Here is a 14,320-nt window from a genome sequence, read left to right on the forward strand (position 1 = left end):
GTTATAGTCTCGTGGGCTCGGAGATGTGTATAAGAGACAGCTCATGGCCGGCCCCGGCACCGGCCATGAGCGCGCCCTTTGCCGGCGCGATGCCCCAGCGCGCGGCGGAGACCACCCCCGCCGAAAGCACGGAGGCGACGGCGCAGGTGCTGTTCCGCTACCCGCAGCCGGTGACCCTGGCCAACGGCGGCACGATGATGATGCCGATCACCGCCCGCGCCATCCCGGCGGAGCGGCTGTCGCTCTACCAGCCCAACACCCAGCCGCGCCACCCTCTGGCCGCGCTGCGCCTCAGCAACGGCGACTCCGGCGAGACCGGCCTGCCGCCGGGCGTGCTGACGCTCTATGAAAGGCTGGGCGGGGCCGCCGCCTATGTGGGCGACGCGCGGCTGGCCACCCTTCCGGCGGGCGAGAGCCGAATCCTCAGCTTCGCGGTGGATCAGGCGGTGACGGTGGACCGCTCCGAGCAGCCGAGCCGCACCCTGTCCCGCGCCACCCTGGCCGACGGGGTGCTGCAGCTGACCGTGACCGACCGCCAGACCACCACCTACCGGATTGCCGGCGCGGCGGGCGAGGACCGCACCGTCATCGTCGAGCATCCGCGGCGTTCCGGCTGGGAGCTGGTGCAGCCCACCGGCGGGGCCGCTCCCGACCTGACCGCCGACGCCTACCGCTTGCCGGTGGCGGTGCCCGCCGGCCAGACGGTGACCTTGGCCGTCGCGCTGGAGCGGCCGCGGATCGAACGTTTCGGCATCTCGGAAATGTCGCCGGAGCAGGTGCGGGCCTACGCCTCCTCCACGGAACTGCCGCCTGCGGCGCGCGAGGCCCTGGCTAAGGTCGCGACCCTGCGCGGCGCCGTCGCCGACAAGGAGCGCCGCGTCGCCGACCTGGAGCGCGAACAGTCGGAGATCGGCAAGGAGCAGGAGCGGTTGCGCCAGAACCTCGCCACGCTGCCGCGCGACAGCGACCTGTTCAAGCGGACCATTGCCAAGATGGGCGAGCAGGAAACCCGCCTGGACGGTCTGTCCCGCGAGCTGGCCACCGCCCGCAAGGAGGCCGACACCGCCCGCAACACGCTGCGCGATCAGGTGCGCGGCATGACGTTCTGAGCGTAAAGGCGGAGCGTCACCAGGGCAGCGGCGACACGCCGAACAGCATCCGGTGCAGGTGCAGCAGCCCGCCATAGACCAGCAGAGCCACCGCCGGGCTCCACCAGCCGATCTCTCGCCAGACGAGGCTTTGGCGCCCGGCCAGGATCGCCGCGAAGGGCAGGTTGGACGTGCGCGCGGCGTAGCGGTCCCAATCGGCCCCCAACCGCCGCGCCAGCTTCGCGTCGATCAGGACGCTGCCGCCCAGCGCCAGCAGGGCGAGCGTGCCGAACAGGATCAGCGAGGCCTGATCGCCGTTCGGCACCATATGGGCGACCGCCCACACCCCGACGCCCCACAGGAACGGGTTGCGCGTCACCCGCAGGATGCCGCGGACCGGCTCCCGGTCGCCGGTCAGCAGCGTCTCCTGTCCGACCGAGGTCGGGTTCGGGGTGGAGAGGCCGGCGACGAGCAGCAACAGGGCGACCGGCACCAGTAGGACCGGCACCCAGGCCAGCCCGCCGGCGGGCGGCCACACCGGCACATGGGGCGCCGCGTTGTAGGCCGCCACCAGCCACCAGAAGGCCAGCGCCGAGACCAGCGAATAGAAGCCGAGATAGGGCTTCTCACCCAGTCGTCCGACCAGCGCGGCGCGCAGCGGTGTGCTGGAAATGCCGAAATGCGTCAGCAGCAGGAACAGCCCCGCGGCGGACAGATGGGCGATGGTCCCGGTCATGAGCGGTCTCCCGGTCGCGAAGCCTCTCGTCAGGCGCCCTTGTCCAGCGTGGTGCCGCTGCAATAGGCCCAATCGTCGCCGTGCAGGCCGAAGAACAGGGCCACCGGTTGCTTGCCGGAACGGTCGATGACCACGCGGAAGCGGTTGCCGGTGCAAGCGCCCGCCGCCTGCTTCTGGTAGGGCAGCTTGACGCTCTTGGACGTCAGGCAGGAATCGGCGGCCTTGGGCGGGTTGGCCGAGGCGTCGATGCGCTTGCCGTTCAGCACCATGTAATAGTTGGTGGCCTGCCCGCCCTTCACCTCGGCCTTCACCTCGATCTTGCCGAATCGGGACTTGTAGAGGCCGGCGTCGGTTTCGCCGTCCGGCGCGCCGGGGGCGATGGCGCGGAAGGACACGGCGCCGCAGGCCGGCGGCTCCTTCTTCTGGGCAAGGGCCGGCTGGGCCAGGGCGACGGTGGCGGCGCCCGCGATCAGCGCGGCACCGAAAAGACGCGACAGCGGCATGCGAACCTCCTGGATCGGATGGAAAAAGTTGGGGCGGGTCAGGCGGGGGCTTGGCAGAACAGGGTCTGCTGCATGATGGCGCAATCCTTCTCCACCCCGCCGTCGAGCATCGAAATCTCGACGCTGGTGACGGTCAGGGTGCGGCCCGGCTTCAACACGCGGGCGCGGGCGATCATCACATCGCCCTTGGCCGGCGCCATCAGGTTGACCTTGAACTCCACCGCCAGGACCTCGCTGCCCGCCGGCATCAGCGTGTAGCCGGCGTAGCCCCCGGCGTTGTCGGCCAGCGTGCTGACCATGCCCGCGTGGAAGAAGCCGTGCTGCTGCGTCAGGTCGGCGCGGAACGGCAGGCGCATCTCGCAGAAGCCGGGCTCCAGCCGTGTCAGCTCGATCCCCAGCGTCTTGCAGATCGGTTGGATTTCGAAACTGGCGCGGCAGCGCGCCTCCCAGTCCGGGTCGCGCGGTTCGAAGATCTTGGGCACGTCTCGGGTCTCTCTGATCGTTTTCGAGGGTTCAAATCGGACGGCCCCTACCCTGCGCCAGCCTTACGTTCCGATCAAGCCGAGCTGCGGGCTCGACGCCTCCGCGAAGGCGCGTTTCGGCATGCGCCCGGCCAGACGGGCCGCCCGCCCCGCCGCCACCGCGTCGCGCATCGCCGCGGCCATGCGCACCGGATCGCGCGCCTTCGACACCGCGGTGTTCAGCAGGACGGCGGCGCAGCCCAGCTCCATCGCCAGGGCGGCGTCCGACGCCGTGCCGATTCCGGCGTCCAGGACCACCGGCACCGGGCTGCGCGCGCAGATCGTCTCGATGGCGTGCGGGTTGCGAATGCCCAGGCCAGAACCGATGAAGGCCCCCAGCGGCATCACCGCCGCCGCCCCCAGATCGGCCAGCTTGCGGCAGGTCACCGGATCGTCGTTGCAGTAGGGCAGAACGGTGAAGCCGTCGGTTACCAGCGCCTCGGTGGCGCGCAGCAGTTCCTCGACGTCGGGATAGAGCAACTCGCGGTCGCCGATGACCTCCAGCTTGATCCAGTCCACACCCAGCGCCTCGCGGGCGAGCTGCGCGGTCAGCACCGCCTCCTTGGCGGTCAGGCAGCCGGCGGTGTTGGGCAGCAGCCCGGCGCGGTCGCCGATGACGTCGACAAGGCTCTCCGAGTAGCCGTCCAGGCTGATCCGCCGGATGGCGAGCGTGACCAGTTCGCTGCCGCTGGCCTCCAGCGCGTCGAGCATCACCTGCTGGTTCGGATAACCGGCGGTGCCGAGAAACAGGCGCGAGCGGAACTCACGGCCCGCTATGGTGAGCGTGTCGTTCATGGGTGTTTCCTTGGATGTCGGCCCCGCGCTCCGGCGGGTGAGAAGTTCAGCCGCCTTGGACGGGGCGGATGATCTCCAGGGCATCGCCCGCGGACAAGGGTGTCTCGTCCCAGCGGCGGGACGGCAGGACGGCGCCGTTGAGGGCGACCGCGACCCCGCGCGTGCCCGCGGCAATTCCCCGCCCGGCCAGCAGGGCGGCGACGGTGGGGGCGGCGAGGTCCTCCTCCCGCCCGTTCACGCGGATGCGGGCGCTCATGCCGCGGCCCCCTTCGGCTGGGCGAAACGGTCGAGCGCGAAGGGGCGGATCACCGGATCGGCCTCTCCGGTCAGGACCAGCCGCGCCACCGAATCCGCGGTGACCGGGGTCAGCAGGATGCCGTTGCGGTGGTGCCCGGTGGCGTAGACCAGCCCCTCCACCTCCGAGAGGCCGAGGATCGGGGCGTCGTCGCGGGTGCCGGGACGGAATCCGGCCCATGCCTCCTCGATGGGCAGCTCGGCGATGCCCGGCAGGGCGCGCCACGCCCCTTCCAGCAGGGCGAACTGGCCCCCGGCGGTCAGCCGGTCGTCGAATCCGCGCTCCTCCGTCGTGGCGCCGACGAGCAGCCGCCCGTCCAGCCGCGGGATCAGGTAGGTGCCGGGGGTCCACACCACATGGCGCAGCAGCGGCAGGCGGGGGTCCATGCGCAAACAGAGCATCTGGCCCTTCACCGGACGCACCGGCGGACGCACCGCCGGGGACAGGCTGTCGATCCAACCCGACCACGCCCCGGCGGCCAGAACCACCCGGTCGGCCTCGAAAAGCCGGTTGCCAACCTGGACGCCGACGGCACGGCCGCCGCGGATCTCGATGCGGGACACCTCGGCGTACTCGTGCACCACGGCGCCGGCCCGCAGGGCGGCAGCGTGCAGGGCGGTGGCAACCTTGCGGTTGTCGACTTGATGGTCGCCGGCGCAGAACAGCGCGCCGGCCACGCCCGGCTGGAGATAGGGTTCGCGCCGACGCACCTCCGCCCCGCTCAGCCATTCCACGGGCAGGCCGAGCTTGGTCTGGAAGTCGTGCAGGAACCGCACCTTGGCGGCGTCGTCGGCGTTCAGCGCGATGACCATCGTGCCTTCGCCGCGCAGGTCCACCGCCATGCCGGAGGCGGCCTCCAACTCCGCCGCGAAGGCGGGCCACAGGTCCTGGGAGGCGCGGGTCAGCGGCAGAAGGCTCTCTTCGCCGGGTTCGGTCTCCACGCAGGCGGCGAGCATCCCGCCCGCGGCGTGGCTGGCGCCCCGGCCGGCAGCGCCACGGTCGAAGACCTCAACCCGGCAGCCGGCGACGGCCAGCCTCCAGGCGATGGAGAGGCCGACCACCCCGGCGCCGATCACGGCGACGGTGGGTTTCGCGGAATCAGAATGAAATAAGGGCGCGGATACCATGCGGCGGCTCCCTTCGCTGGCATTATCCAGACAGGTTCGATGGGTGTGATCTCAGCCGCACGAGCGCATCCCGCACGGCACCCCAGCCAATGCCCGGATCATCCGGAAGAGGACCGCCTTTGGCAAGCCCCTTTTCGTTGGTCACAACAACAAAAGCGACGCCAGCCCCAAGAAGGACAGGAACCCGATGACGTCGGTCATGGTGGTCAGGAAGACCGAACTCGCCACCGCCGGATCGACGCCCAGCCGGTCCAGTCCGATGGGAATCAGCACCCCGCACAGGCCGGCGACGAACAGGTTGATGACCATGGCACAGCCGATGACCAAGCCGATCATCGGCTCGAACCACGTCGCGGCGATGGCCCCGACCAGCGTGGCGAAGACGGCGCCGTTGAGCAGCCCAACGAGCACCTCCTTACCCACCACGCGGGGGGCGTTGGAGGACGACAGCTCGCGTGTCGCCAGGGCGCGCACCGCCACGGTCAGGGTCTGGGTCCCGGCGTTGCCGCCCATTGAGGCGGTGATCGGCATCAGCACGGCCAGCGCCACGATCTGTTCGATGGTCGCCTCGAACAGCGAGATGACGCCCGCCGCCGCGAAGGCGGTAAACAGATTCACGCCCAGCCAGGAAATGCGCGAGCGCGAGGTTTCCAGAACCGAGCGGTAGATGGAGGTGTCGCCGACGCCGCCCAGCTTGCCGATGTCGTCCTCGGCCTCCTCGTCGATGATGTGGACCACGTCGTCGACGGTGATGACGCCGATCAGCCGCCCACCGGCGTCCACCACGGGGGCGGAGACCAGGGCGTATTGGCGGAACAGGTTCGCCACCTCCTCCTGGTCCATAGTGGCGGGGATGGTGTCCACCTCCTCCGTCACCAGATCGGCGATGCGGACCGACCGCTTCTGGCGCAGCAGGCGCGACAGCGGCACCGCACCGACCACCCGGTGCATCGGATCGACGACGAAGATGTCGTAGAAGTCCTCCGGCAGCTCGTCGGTGGCGGCGCGGACGTAATCGATGGTCTTGCCCACCGTCCAGAACTGCGGCACCGCCACCAGATCGCGCTGCATCAGGCGGCCGGCGGTGTACTCGTCGTAGGTCAGGTTCTCCTGGACCAGCGCCCGGTCGGCGGCCGGCAGATTCTCCAGAACCTCGCGCCGGGTGTCCTCGTCCAGATCCTCGATGACGTCGACGGCGTCGTCGGTGTCCAGCTCCGCGACGGCGGCGGCCAGCTCCTTCGGCTCGAACAGCTCGACGATCTCCTCGCGGAGATCGGGGTTGAGGTAGCTCAGCACCTCGCCGTCGAAGTCGGGGCGCAGGACGCCGATCAGCGCCTCCCGGTCGTCGTGGCCGAGTTGCTCGATCAGGTCGGCGATGTCGGCGGGGTGAAGCTTGTCCACCTCCGCGCGCAGATCGTCGCGCCGTCCGGCGTGCAGCCGCTCGACGATCTCCTCCACGAACTCCGGCTCAACACCATAGGCGCGCTCCTCCTCGCCGTCCTCGCGGGGCGGGTCGGGGCGTTCGGCCGGGTGCGGCACATCGTCCTGGATACGATCCGGTTCCTGGCGGTCGGTGTGCATGGCGGCACCCTCCCTTCACGATGGCAATGCGGCGTGACGGCATGGTCCTGCGATCGGCCGACCATGGCGCACCGGCGTTTGCGGGTTGGTGGGGAGCCCTCGCGGAATCCCGTCGGGGCGCCCACCGAATATAGGTGTGCCGCTGTTTTGTCCAGCCCGGCGGACCGGTCCGGGCCCTCCGGCCCTGCGCGCAATTGCTTGCGTGGGCTTCACAATTCGTGCACCCATAATGCGCGCGGGGCTTTCCACCTCGCGCAGCCCGAGAAGAACCGACACCACCGGCCAGCGGATGTGACGATGGAGTACGCCTACACCGACATCGACGGTCAGGAGGGGATCATGCTGTCGGGGCGTTTCACCTACGACGACAGCCGCAAGTTCCACGACCTGCTGGCGGATTGGGACATCGGCGCGCGGCCCGAGGTGCGGCTGGACCTGCGTTATCTGACCTTTCTCGACTCCGCGGCGATCGGCATGCTGTTCGTCCTTGCCAACCGTTGCCGCGACGCCAAGGGGCTGGTGACGGTGCACAACGCGCAGCCCTACATCGTGCAGACCATGCGGCGCGTGGCGCTCGATCAGTATGTGGAGTTCCGCTGAGGCGGAGCGGCCCGGAAGAAACAGCCCTGATCCGGGCGGCCTGAAAACGAAAAAGCCCGCTGTGGTCCGATGGACCGGCGGGCTTTTCGTTTGTTTGCCTGATCCCCCGTTTCGGGGGGATGGTGCGGTCGAGAAGACTCGAACTTCCACGGCATCTCTGCCACAGCGACCTCAACGCTGCGCGTCTACCAATTCCGCCACGACCGCACAAGGCTGGTAGAACCGAGGAGGGAACTGCTCCCCTCATCGGGTGGAGCGGGGGAATAGCAGATCCCCATCGCCCGATCAAGCGGTGTCTCGCGTTTTTGCCAAAGAAAGTTCATAACATCGGCATGACCGATCTCACCGCCCCTATTCCGCCCGCCGCCGATGCCGCCGCCGATGCCGTCCCGGCGCGAGCGGTGGAGTGGCGGATCAGCGACACGCCCGTCCCCTACCCCGACGCGCTGGCCGAAATGGAGGCGCGCGTCGAGGCCATCCGCGCCGGCACTGCGCCGGAGCTGGTCTGGCTGCTGGAGCATCCGCCCCTTTACACCGCCGGCACGAGCGCGCGGGAGGAGGACCTGCTGGAGCCGGGCCGCTTCCCCGTCTATCAGGCCGGGCGCGGCGGGCAGTTCACCTACCACGGGCCGGGGCAGCGCGTGGCCTATGTGATGCTGGACCTGAAGACACGCGGCGCCGACATCCGCGCCTTCGTCCACGACCTTGAGGAATGGCTGATCCGCACGCTGGCCGGCTTAAACATCCGCGGCGAACGGCGGGAGGGCCGCGTCGGCATCTGGGTGGATAAGCAACCCTACGGCGGCGCCCCAGGCCAGGAGGACAAGATCGCCGCGATCGGCGTGCGCGTGCGCCGCTGGGTCAGTTTCCACGGCGTCGCCCTGAACGTCGAGCCGGACCTGTCGCACTTCGCCGGCATCGTCCCCTGCGGCATCAGCGAGCATGGGGTGACCTCCATCGTCGCGCTCGGCCACCTCGTCACCATGGAGGATGTGGACGCCGCCATGATCGCCAGCTTCGCGGAGGTCTTCGGCGGCGGGTCGGAAGACGAGTGAGCCCTACCGCTTCGTCGCTCCAGCGGGCTGCGCGTCGTTCAGGACGCGCACATCCTCGTTGGTGATCGACACGATGGTGCAGCCGGTGCTGTCGCCGTTGCGGAAGAGATAGATCAGCCGGCGGTTCGCCTGCTTCTTCGGGTCATGCAGGTTCAGGCCATGGCCGAAGGCGACGCCCAGAACCTCACCCTTGAAGATGGCGCGATAACGCAGGGGCATCTGCTCCCGGAACTGGCGGGAGGCGCAGGCCTTGCTCAGCTCCTTCTCGAAGGTCCCGGCGTGCCGCCAGTCCTGGGAGGAGCGGATCATCACCCATTGCGGCGGCAGCGGGAACTGGACCACCGGCGGCGAGAGCGGCAGGTCATAGCCGCCGGGCGGCACCGGCGGCATGTGTCCCGGCTCCGTACGGTCGAGCGGCCCCTTGGCCCAGGCCGCCCCGGCGCCCAGCACGCCGAGAATCAATAGGCTTCGGGCTGCACCGCACAGGAGCCGTGGCACTGATTTTGGCCTTTTGCCGCTCATCCCAACCTGTTTGCCCCCTCCCGAAACCCTCTCCCGGAGATCGGGAGAGGGAGTATCGAGCACCAGGCGGCTCCCTACGCCGCCGGGTCGCTGCCGTAGACGGACTTGGTCTCCAGGAACTCCTCGAAACCGACCTCGCCCCACTCGCGCCCGATGCCGGACTGCTTGTAGCCGCCGAAGGGAGCGGCAAGGTCGATGGAGGCGCCGTTCAGGTGCACCATGCCGGTGCGAAGCCGCTTCGCCACCGCCCGCGCCTCGTCCACCGTGCCGGCGTAGACGTAGCCGGACAGACCGTAGAGCGAGTCGTTGGCGCTGCGGATCGCCTCCTCGATATCCTCGTAGGGGCGGATGGTGAGGACCGGGCCGAAGATCTCCTCGCGCATGATGGTCATGCCATCGGTGGCGCGGCTGAAGACGGTGGGCTTGGCGTAGAAGCCACGCTCCAGCCCCTCCGGACGGCCCGGACCGCCGCACAGCAGGGTGGCCCCCTCCTCGATGCCGGCCTGGATCAGGCGCTGCACCCGCTCGTATTGGCGCTGGTTGGCGATCGGGCCGACGCCGGTGCGGTCGCCGCGCGGATCGCCGACCACCAGACGGGCGCAGACCTGGGCGGCGATCGTCTCCGCCTCGTCCAGGCGGGAGGCCGGGACATACATGCGGGACGGCGCGTTGCAGCTCTGCCCGGTGTTGGACATCATCGACCGCACGCCGTGGGTCACCGCCTTGGTCAGGTCGGCGCTCTCGCAGATGATGTTGGCGGACTTGCCGCCCAGTTCCAGCGACACGCGCTTGATGCTGTCGGCGGCGTTGTGGGAGACCGACGCCCCGGCGCGGGTGGAGCCGGTCAGCGACACCATGTCGACCAGCGGGTGCGAGGCCAGGACCGGGCCGACCACCGCGCCGTCGCCGTAGAACATGTTGAAGACGCCCGCCGGAACCCCGGCCTCGTGCAGGATCTCGGTGAAGATCCAGGCCGAATAGGGAGCGAACTCGCTGGGCTTCAGCACCATCGTGCAGCCGGTGGCGAGCGCCGGGGCGACCTTGCAGGCGATCTGGTTGATCGGCCAGTTCCACGGCGTGATCATCGCGCAGACGCCGACCGGCTCGCGCAGGATGCGGGTGGTGCCGCGGGTCCGCTCGAACGGGTATTCGCGGGCGGCCTCCAGAGCCGTCTTGAAATGGGCCAGCCCCATGAAGGCCTGCGCCGGCTTGGACAGCGCCGCCAGGGGCGCGCCCATCTCCTCGGTGATGGCGTCGGCTACCTCGTCCATGCGCTTCTCGAAGAGCGCGCAGACGGCGGCCAGCAGGTCCAGCCGCTCGTTCAGGGGGGTGCGGGAAAAGCCGTCGAAGGCGGCGTGGGCCGCGGCCACCGCGCGCTGCGCGTCCTCCGGCCCGCCGAGCGCCACGGTGCCCGACACCTGCTCCGTCGCCGGGTTCAACACCTCCATCACGGTAGCGCCCGCCGCGGGTTCGGTCCAGGCGCCGCCGATGTAGAAGGATTGGCAGGTCTTCATCTCTAATCCCCTTGCTCTCTTCGTTGGCATTTTCGGGTGAAACGATCCTGCCCCGTCCGGCGCCGTTTGCCAAAGCTTTCCCACCGGAAAATCCGGATAGGTCAGAAGACCGGATCCTGTTGACAGTTCAATGGTTTCACGGTCTGATCGTTGAACACATACGTGCCGCCGCCCCGCTTGCGGCGAGCCGAACGACAAGAATCGGGCCGCAGAAACCGTGGCCCAAGGGCTGGGAGCCTGCTTCACGGGTACAAACCAAACGTACAATCAGGGGGACGAGGGATGGCCTTACGTGATCGGCATTGGCGTGATCGGCGCCTTGCGGATGTGCTGCGTTTCGGAATCGTCAAACCACTCCTGCCGGCGGCAGCCTGCCTGGCCCTGCTGGCCGCGGCCCCAACGCCGTCGCAGGCCGCCACCCTGACAGTGGGAACCTCGGCGGAGCCGAGCGCGCTCGACCCGCACTACCACAACCTCGGCCCCAACACGCGCGCCCGCAAGCATGTGTTCGAATCGCTGGTCAGCATGGACGCCAAGATGCGGCTCCAGCCCGAACTGGCGGAAAGCTGGCGTGCCATCGACGAGACGACCTGGGAATTCAAGCTGCGCAAGGGCGTGAAGTTCCACGACGGCACCGAGTTCACGGCGCAGGACTTCGTCTATTCGGTCTGCCGCATCCCGAACGTCGCCAACAGCCCCTCCTCCTTCACCGTCTACACCAAGGGCATCGCGGGGATCGAGGCGCCGGACCCGCACACCCTCGTCATCAAGACCGGCAAGCCCTACCCGCTTCTGCCGGTGGAACTGTCGACCTTCGGCATCATCTCCGCCAAGGCGGCGGGCGGAGAGACCGTCACCTTCGACAAGGCGGGCTGCAAGGCCGACTCCTGGCCGACCACCCAGGCCTTCAACGACGGCTCGCTGATGATCGGCACCGGGCCGTTCAAGCACAAGTCCTACACCAAGGGCGACCGGCAGGTGCTGGAGCGCAACCCCGACTACTGGGGGCCGCAACCGGCCTGGGACACGGTGGTCTTCCGTCCGATCACCAGCGACGGGCCGCGCGTCGCCGCCCTGCTGGCAGGCGACGTGGACCTGATCGAATCGCCCCCGGTGCAGGACATTGAGCGGCTGAAGTCCGCCCCCAACGTCTCCCTGGCCCAGGCCCAGTCGAACCGCGTGATCTATCTGGCGCTGGGCGTCCAGGACACTCCGCCGACCATCACCGGGACCGACGGCAAGAATCCGTTGAAGGACCCGAAGGTGCGCAAGGCGTTGTCGCTGGCGGTGGACCGCGACGCCATCGTGAAGCGCATCATGATAGGCGTGGCGGAGCCGGCAAACCAGTACCTCCCCGCGGGCTTCTACGGCAACAACCCGGAGGTCACGGTCGCCACCGACGCCAACAAGGCCAAGCAGCTCCTGGCCGAGGCCGGCTACCCGAAGGGCTTCCAGCTCACGCTCGGCACGCCGAACGACCGCTACATCAACGACGACAAGGTGGCCCAGGCGGTCGCCCAGATGTTCACCCGCATCGGCGTGCAGACCCAGGTCGACGCGACCACCGCCAACGTCTTCTTCTCCAAGCGCAACAAGCAGGAATACAGCGTCTTTCTGGCCGGCTGGGGGGCCGATTCGGGCGAGATGTCGTCGCCGCTGAAGGCGCTGATCGCCACGCCGATCAAGGAGAAGGGCTACGGCACCACCAACTACACCAGCTACTCCGACCCGGAGCTGGACGGTATGCTGGACACCGCGCTGGCGACCGTGGACGACGCGAAGCGGGAGAAGCTGCTCCAGGCCGCGGTGAAGCGCGCGGTGGACGCCGACATCATCATCCCGCTGCATTACGAAGTAACGGTTTGGGCGATGAAGAAGGGGCTGAGCTACGAACCGCGCGCCGACCAGTACACGCTGGCGCAGAAGGTGACCCCCGCGAAGTAACGTGGTTTGGCCGCGGCCCTCTTCCCCTCTCCCCTCTGGGGAGAGGGTTAGGGTGAGGGGGTTGCGCTTCTGCCGAACGCTCCGCAACGCGCATCCCCCTCACCGGCCCTCCGGGCCACCCTCTCCCCAGAGGGGAGAGGGTTAAGGGGCTAAATCCATGCTTGTCTTCATCCTCCGGCGGCTGGCGCAGAGCGCGGTCGTCGTGGTGGCGATGTCGGTGCTGGTCTTCTCCGGCATCTTCGCCATCGGCAATCCCATCGACGTGCTCATCAGCCCCGAGGCCGACGAATTCGAACGCGCCGCCGCCATCGCCCGGCTGGGGCTCGACAAGCCCATGCACGAGCAGTTCCTGCGCTTCGTGGACAGCGCGCTCGGCGGCGACCTCGGCACCAGCTTCGTGCATGGGGTGCCGGCGCTCGGCCTCGTGCTGCAGCGATTCCCGGCGACGCTGGAGCTGGCGCTCTGCGCCATGCTGGTGGCCGTGGTGCTGGGCATCCCGCTGGGGCTGTGGGCCGGGCTGAAGCCGGACAGCTTGGCCGGGCGGGTCATCATGACCGGCTCGATCCTCGGCTTCTCGCTGCCCACCTTCTGGGTGGGCATGATGCTCATCATGGCCTTCGCGGTGACGCTGGGCTGGCTGCCGGCGGGCGGACGCGGCGAGACGGCCGGCCTGTTCGGCGTGCAGTGGAGTTTCCTGACCGCCGATGGGCTGGCCCATCTGATCCTGCCGGCTGTCAATCTGGCCCTGTTCAAGCTGTCGCTGGTCATCCGTCTGGCCCGCGCCGGCACGCGGGAGGTCGCCTTGCAGGACTATGTGAAGTTCGCCCGCGCCAAGGGGCTGGCACCCGCTCGGGTGGTCGGGGTGCACATCCTGAAGAACATCATGATCCCGGTGGTCACCGTCCTCGGGCTGGAGCTGGGCAGCGTCATCGCCTTCTCGGTGGTCACGGAATCGGTCTTCGCCTGGCCGGGCATGGGCAAGCTGCTGATCGACAGCATCCTCCAGCTCGACCGGCCGGTGGTGATCGCCTACCTGCTGGTGACGGTGCTGCTGTTCGTGGTCATCAACCTGATCGTCGATCTGGTCTATTCGCTGCTCGACCCGCGAATCCGGCTGGGCGGAGGGCGGGCATGAGCAGCGTCGCGGCCAAGGCCCCGTCGGTCGAGACGCCGTTCCTGCGGCTGGCGCGGGACTTCGCGCGGTCGCGCACGGCGCTGGCCGGGCTGGCGGTGCTGGTGCTGATCGTGCTCGCCGCCCTGCTCGCCCGCTGGGTGGTGCCGCAGGACCCCTACGACCTCGCGCAACTGGACATCCTCGACGGCATGATGGCGCCGGGATCGCTGGGCGGCGGCGGCTGGACCTATTGGCTGGGCACCGACGACCAGGGACGCGACATGCTGTCGGCCATCGTCTTCGGGCTGCGCACCAGCCTGCTGGTCGGGGTGGTCGCCACGCTGATCGCGCTCGCCGTCGGGGTGGCGGTCGGGCTGCTCGCTGCCTACGCGGGGGACCGGGTGGACGGGCTGGTCATGCGGCTGGTCGACATCCAGCTCTCATTCCCAGCGATCCTGATCGCGCTGATCCTGCTGGCCCTGCTGGGCAAGGGGGTGGACAAGGTCATCGTCGCTCTCGCCGCCGTGCAGTGGGCCTATTACGCGCGGACCATCCGCGGCTCCGCCCTGGTGGAGCGGCGCAAGGAATACATCGAGGCCGCGCAATGCCTGGCATTGCCCCACCGGCGGATCATGATGCGCCACCTGCTGCCCAACTGCCTGCCGCCGCTGATCGTCGTGGCGACGGTGCAGGTCGCCCATGCCATCGCTCTGGAGGCGACGCTGAGCTTCCTCGGCGTCGGCGTGCCGGTGACCCAGCCATCGCTGGGGATGCTGATCGCGTCGGGCTACCAGTACATGCTGTCGGGCGATTACTGGGTCAGCCTGTTCCCCGGCCTCGCCCTGCTGGTCACCATCGTGGCGATCAATCTGGTCGGGGACCGGCTGCGCGACGTCCTCAACCCACGCCTGAACCATTGAGAAGG

Annotated in this window: 14 protein-coding genes, 1 tRNA gene, 1 pseudogene and 1 riboswitch; of the genes and pseudogenes, 6 read left to right on the plus strand and 10 right to left on the minus strand. The window is 68.9% G+C overall.

Features of this window, described 5'->3' with window-relative positions; translation table 11 throughout:
• Positions 1-1,109: pseudogene (locus Q4I23_RS03970) on the plus strand (hypothetical protein); the annotation flags it as partial.
• Between the two features lie 16 nt (positions 1,110-1,125).
• On the opposite strand, the gene Q4I23_RS03975 reads toward Q4I23_RS03970, so the two are convergent.
• The 7 genes from Q4I23_RS03975 to mgtE form a co-directional block, all read right to left on the minus strand.
• Complete coding sequence (locus Q4I23_RS03975) at positions 1,126-1,824, minus strand: NnrU family protein (protein ID WP_498525372.1); 699 nt, start codon at positions 1,822-1,824, stop codon at positions 1,126-1,128.
• Positions 1,825-1,853: 29 nt separating this feature from the next.
• The gene (locus Q4I23_RS03980) at positions 1,854-2,327 is read right to left on the minus strand and encodes a hypothetical protein (protein ID WP_498525373.1); all 474 of its coding nucleotides are present in this window, start codon (positions 2,325-2,327) and stop codon (positions 1,854-1,856) included.
• A 38-nt stretch (positions 2,328-2,365) separates the two neighbouring features.
• Positions 2,366-2,809, minus strand: a complete 444-nt coding sequence (locus tag Q4I23_RS03985) for a PaaI family thioesterase (RefSeq protein ID WP_498525374.1) — start codon at positions 2,807-2,809, stop codon at positions 2,366-2,368.
• Between the two features lie 63 nt (positions 2,810-2,872).
• Positions 2,873-3,643 (minus strand): thiazole synthase, encoded by a 771-nt coding sequence (locus Q4I23_RS03990; RefSeq protein WP_498525375.1) that lies wholly within the window; start codon positions 3,641-3,643, stop codon positions 2,873-2,875.
• A gap of 46 nt (positions 3,644-3,689) precedes the next feature.
• Positions 3,690-3,899 (minus strand): sulfur carrier protein ThiS, encoded by a 210-nt coding sequence (gene thiS, locus Q4I23_RS03995; protein ID WP_014199889.1) that lies wholly within the window; start codon positions 3,897-3,899, stop codon positions 3,690-3,692.
• Complete coding sequence (thiO, locus tag Q4I23_RS04000; protein WP_498525376.1) at positions 3,896-5,065, minus strand: glycine oxidase ThiO; 1,170 nt, start codon at positions 5,063-5,065, stop codon at positions 3,896-3,898. Before thiO ends, thiS begins: the two co-directional genes overlap by 4 nt.
• Positions 5,057-5,160: riboswitch (TPP riboswitch) on the minus strand. Its footprint overlaps the gene before it by 9 nt.
• Before the next feature lie 46 nt (positions 5,161-5,206).
• Entirely contained in the window at positions 5,207-6,646 is a 1,440-nt protein-coding gene (mgtE, locus tag Q4I23_RS04005) for a magnesium transporter (protein ID WP_498525377.1), read from the minus strand.
• 297 nt (positions 6,647-6,943) lie between these two features.
• Here mgtE and Q4I23_RS04010 point away from each other — a divergent pair, with 297 nt between their 5' ends.
• Positions 6,944-7,246, plus strand: a complete 303-nt coding sequence (locus Q4I23_RS04010; protein ID WP_145687400.1) for an STAS domain-containing protein — start codon at positions 6,944-6,946, stop codon at positions 7,244-7,246.
• Positions 7,247-7,366: 120 nt separating this feature from the next.
• On the opposite strand, the gene Q4I23_RS04015 is transcribed toward Q4I23_RS04010, so the two are convergent.
• Positions 7,367-7,453 (minus strand) — tRNA-Leu (locus Q4I23_RS04015).
• A gap of 125 nt (positions 7,454-7,578) precedes the next feature.
• Between Q4I23_RS04015 and lipB the strand changes: the two genes are divergently transcribed.
• Positions 7,579-8,301 carry a lipoyl(octanoyl) transferase LipB gene (lipB, locus tag Q4I23_RS04020; RefSeq protein ID WP_498525378.1) on the plus strand — a complete coding sequence of 241 codons (723 nt, stop codon included), beginning with the start codon at positions 7,579-7,581 and terminating at the stop codon, positions 8,299-8,301.
• Between the two features lie 3 nt (positions 8,302-8,304).
• On the opposite strand, the gene Q4I23_RS04025 is transcribed toward lipB, so the two are convergent.
• The gene (locus Q4I23_RS04025) at positions 8,305-8,763 is read right to left on the minus strand and encodes a DUF8265 family protein (protein WP_454020954.1); all 459 of its coding nucleotides are present in this window, start codon (positions 8,761-8,763) and stop codon (positions 8,305-8,307) included.
• 134 nt (positions 8,764-8,897) lie between these two features.
• Positions 8,898-10,337 (minus strand): aldehyde dehydrogenase family protein, encoded by a 1,440-nt coding sequence (locus Q4I23_RS04030; RefSeq protein WP_498525379.1) that lies wholly within the window; start codon positions 10,335-10,337, stop codon positions 8,898-8,900.
• Between the two features lie 327 nt (positions 10,338-10,664).
• Between Q4I23_RS04030 and Q4I23_RS04035 the strand changes: the two genes are divergently transcribed.
• The 3 genes from Q4I23_RS04035 (at position 10,665) to Q4I23_RS04045 (ending at position 14,315) form a co-directional block, all read left to right on the plus strand.
• Complete coding sequence (locus Q4I23_RS04035) at positions 10,665-12,281, plus strand: ABC transporter substrate-binding protein (RefSeq protein WP_498525380.1); 1,617 nt, start codon at positions 10,665-10,667, stop codon at positions 12,279-12,281.
• Between the two features lie 157 nt (positions 12,282-12,438).
• Positions 12,439-13,416: an ABC transporter permease gene (locus tag Q4I23_RS04040; protein ID WP_498525381.1), complete on the plus strand. Its 978-nt coding sequence runs from the start codon at positions 12,439-12,441 to the stop codon at positions 13,414-13,416.
• The gene (locus Q4I23_RS04045; protein WP_498525382.1) at positions 13,413-14,315 is read left to right on the plus strand and encodes an ABC transporter permease; all 903 of its coding nucleotides are present in this window, start codon (positions 13,413-13,415) and stop codon (positions 14,313-14,315) included. Before Q4I23_RS04040 ends, Q4I23_RS04045 begins: the two co-directional genes overlap by 4 nt.
• Positions 14,316-14,320: the final 5 nt, after the last annotated feature.

This window comes from Azospirillum sp. UFLA03-27, assembly GCF_059803775.1.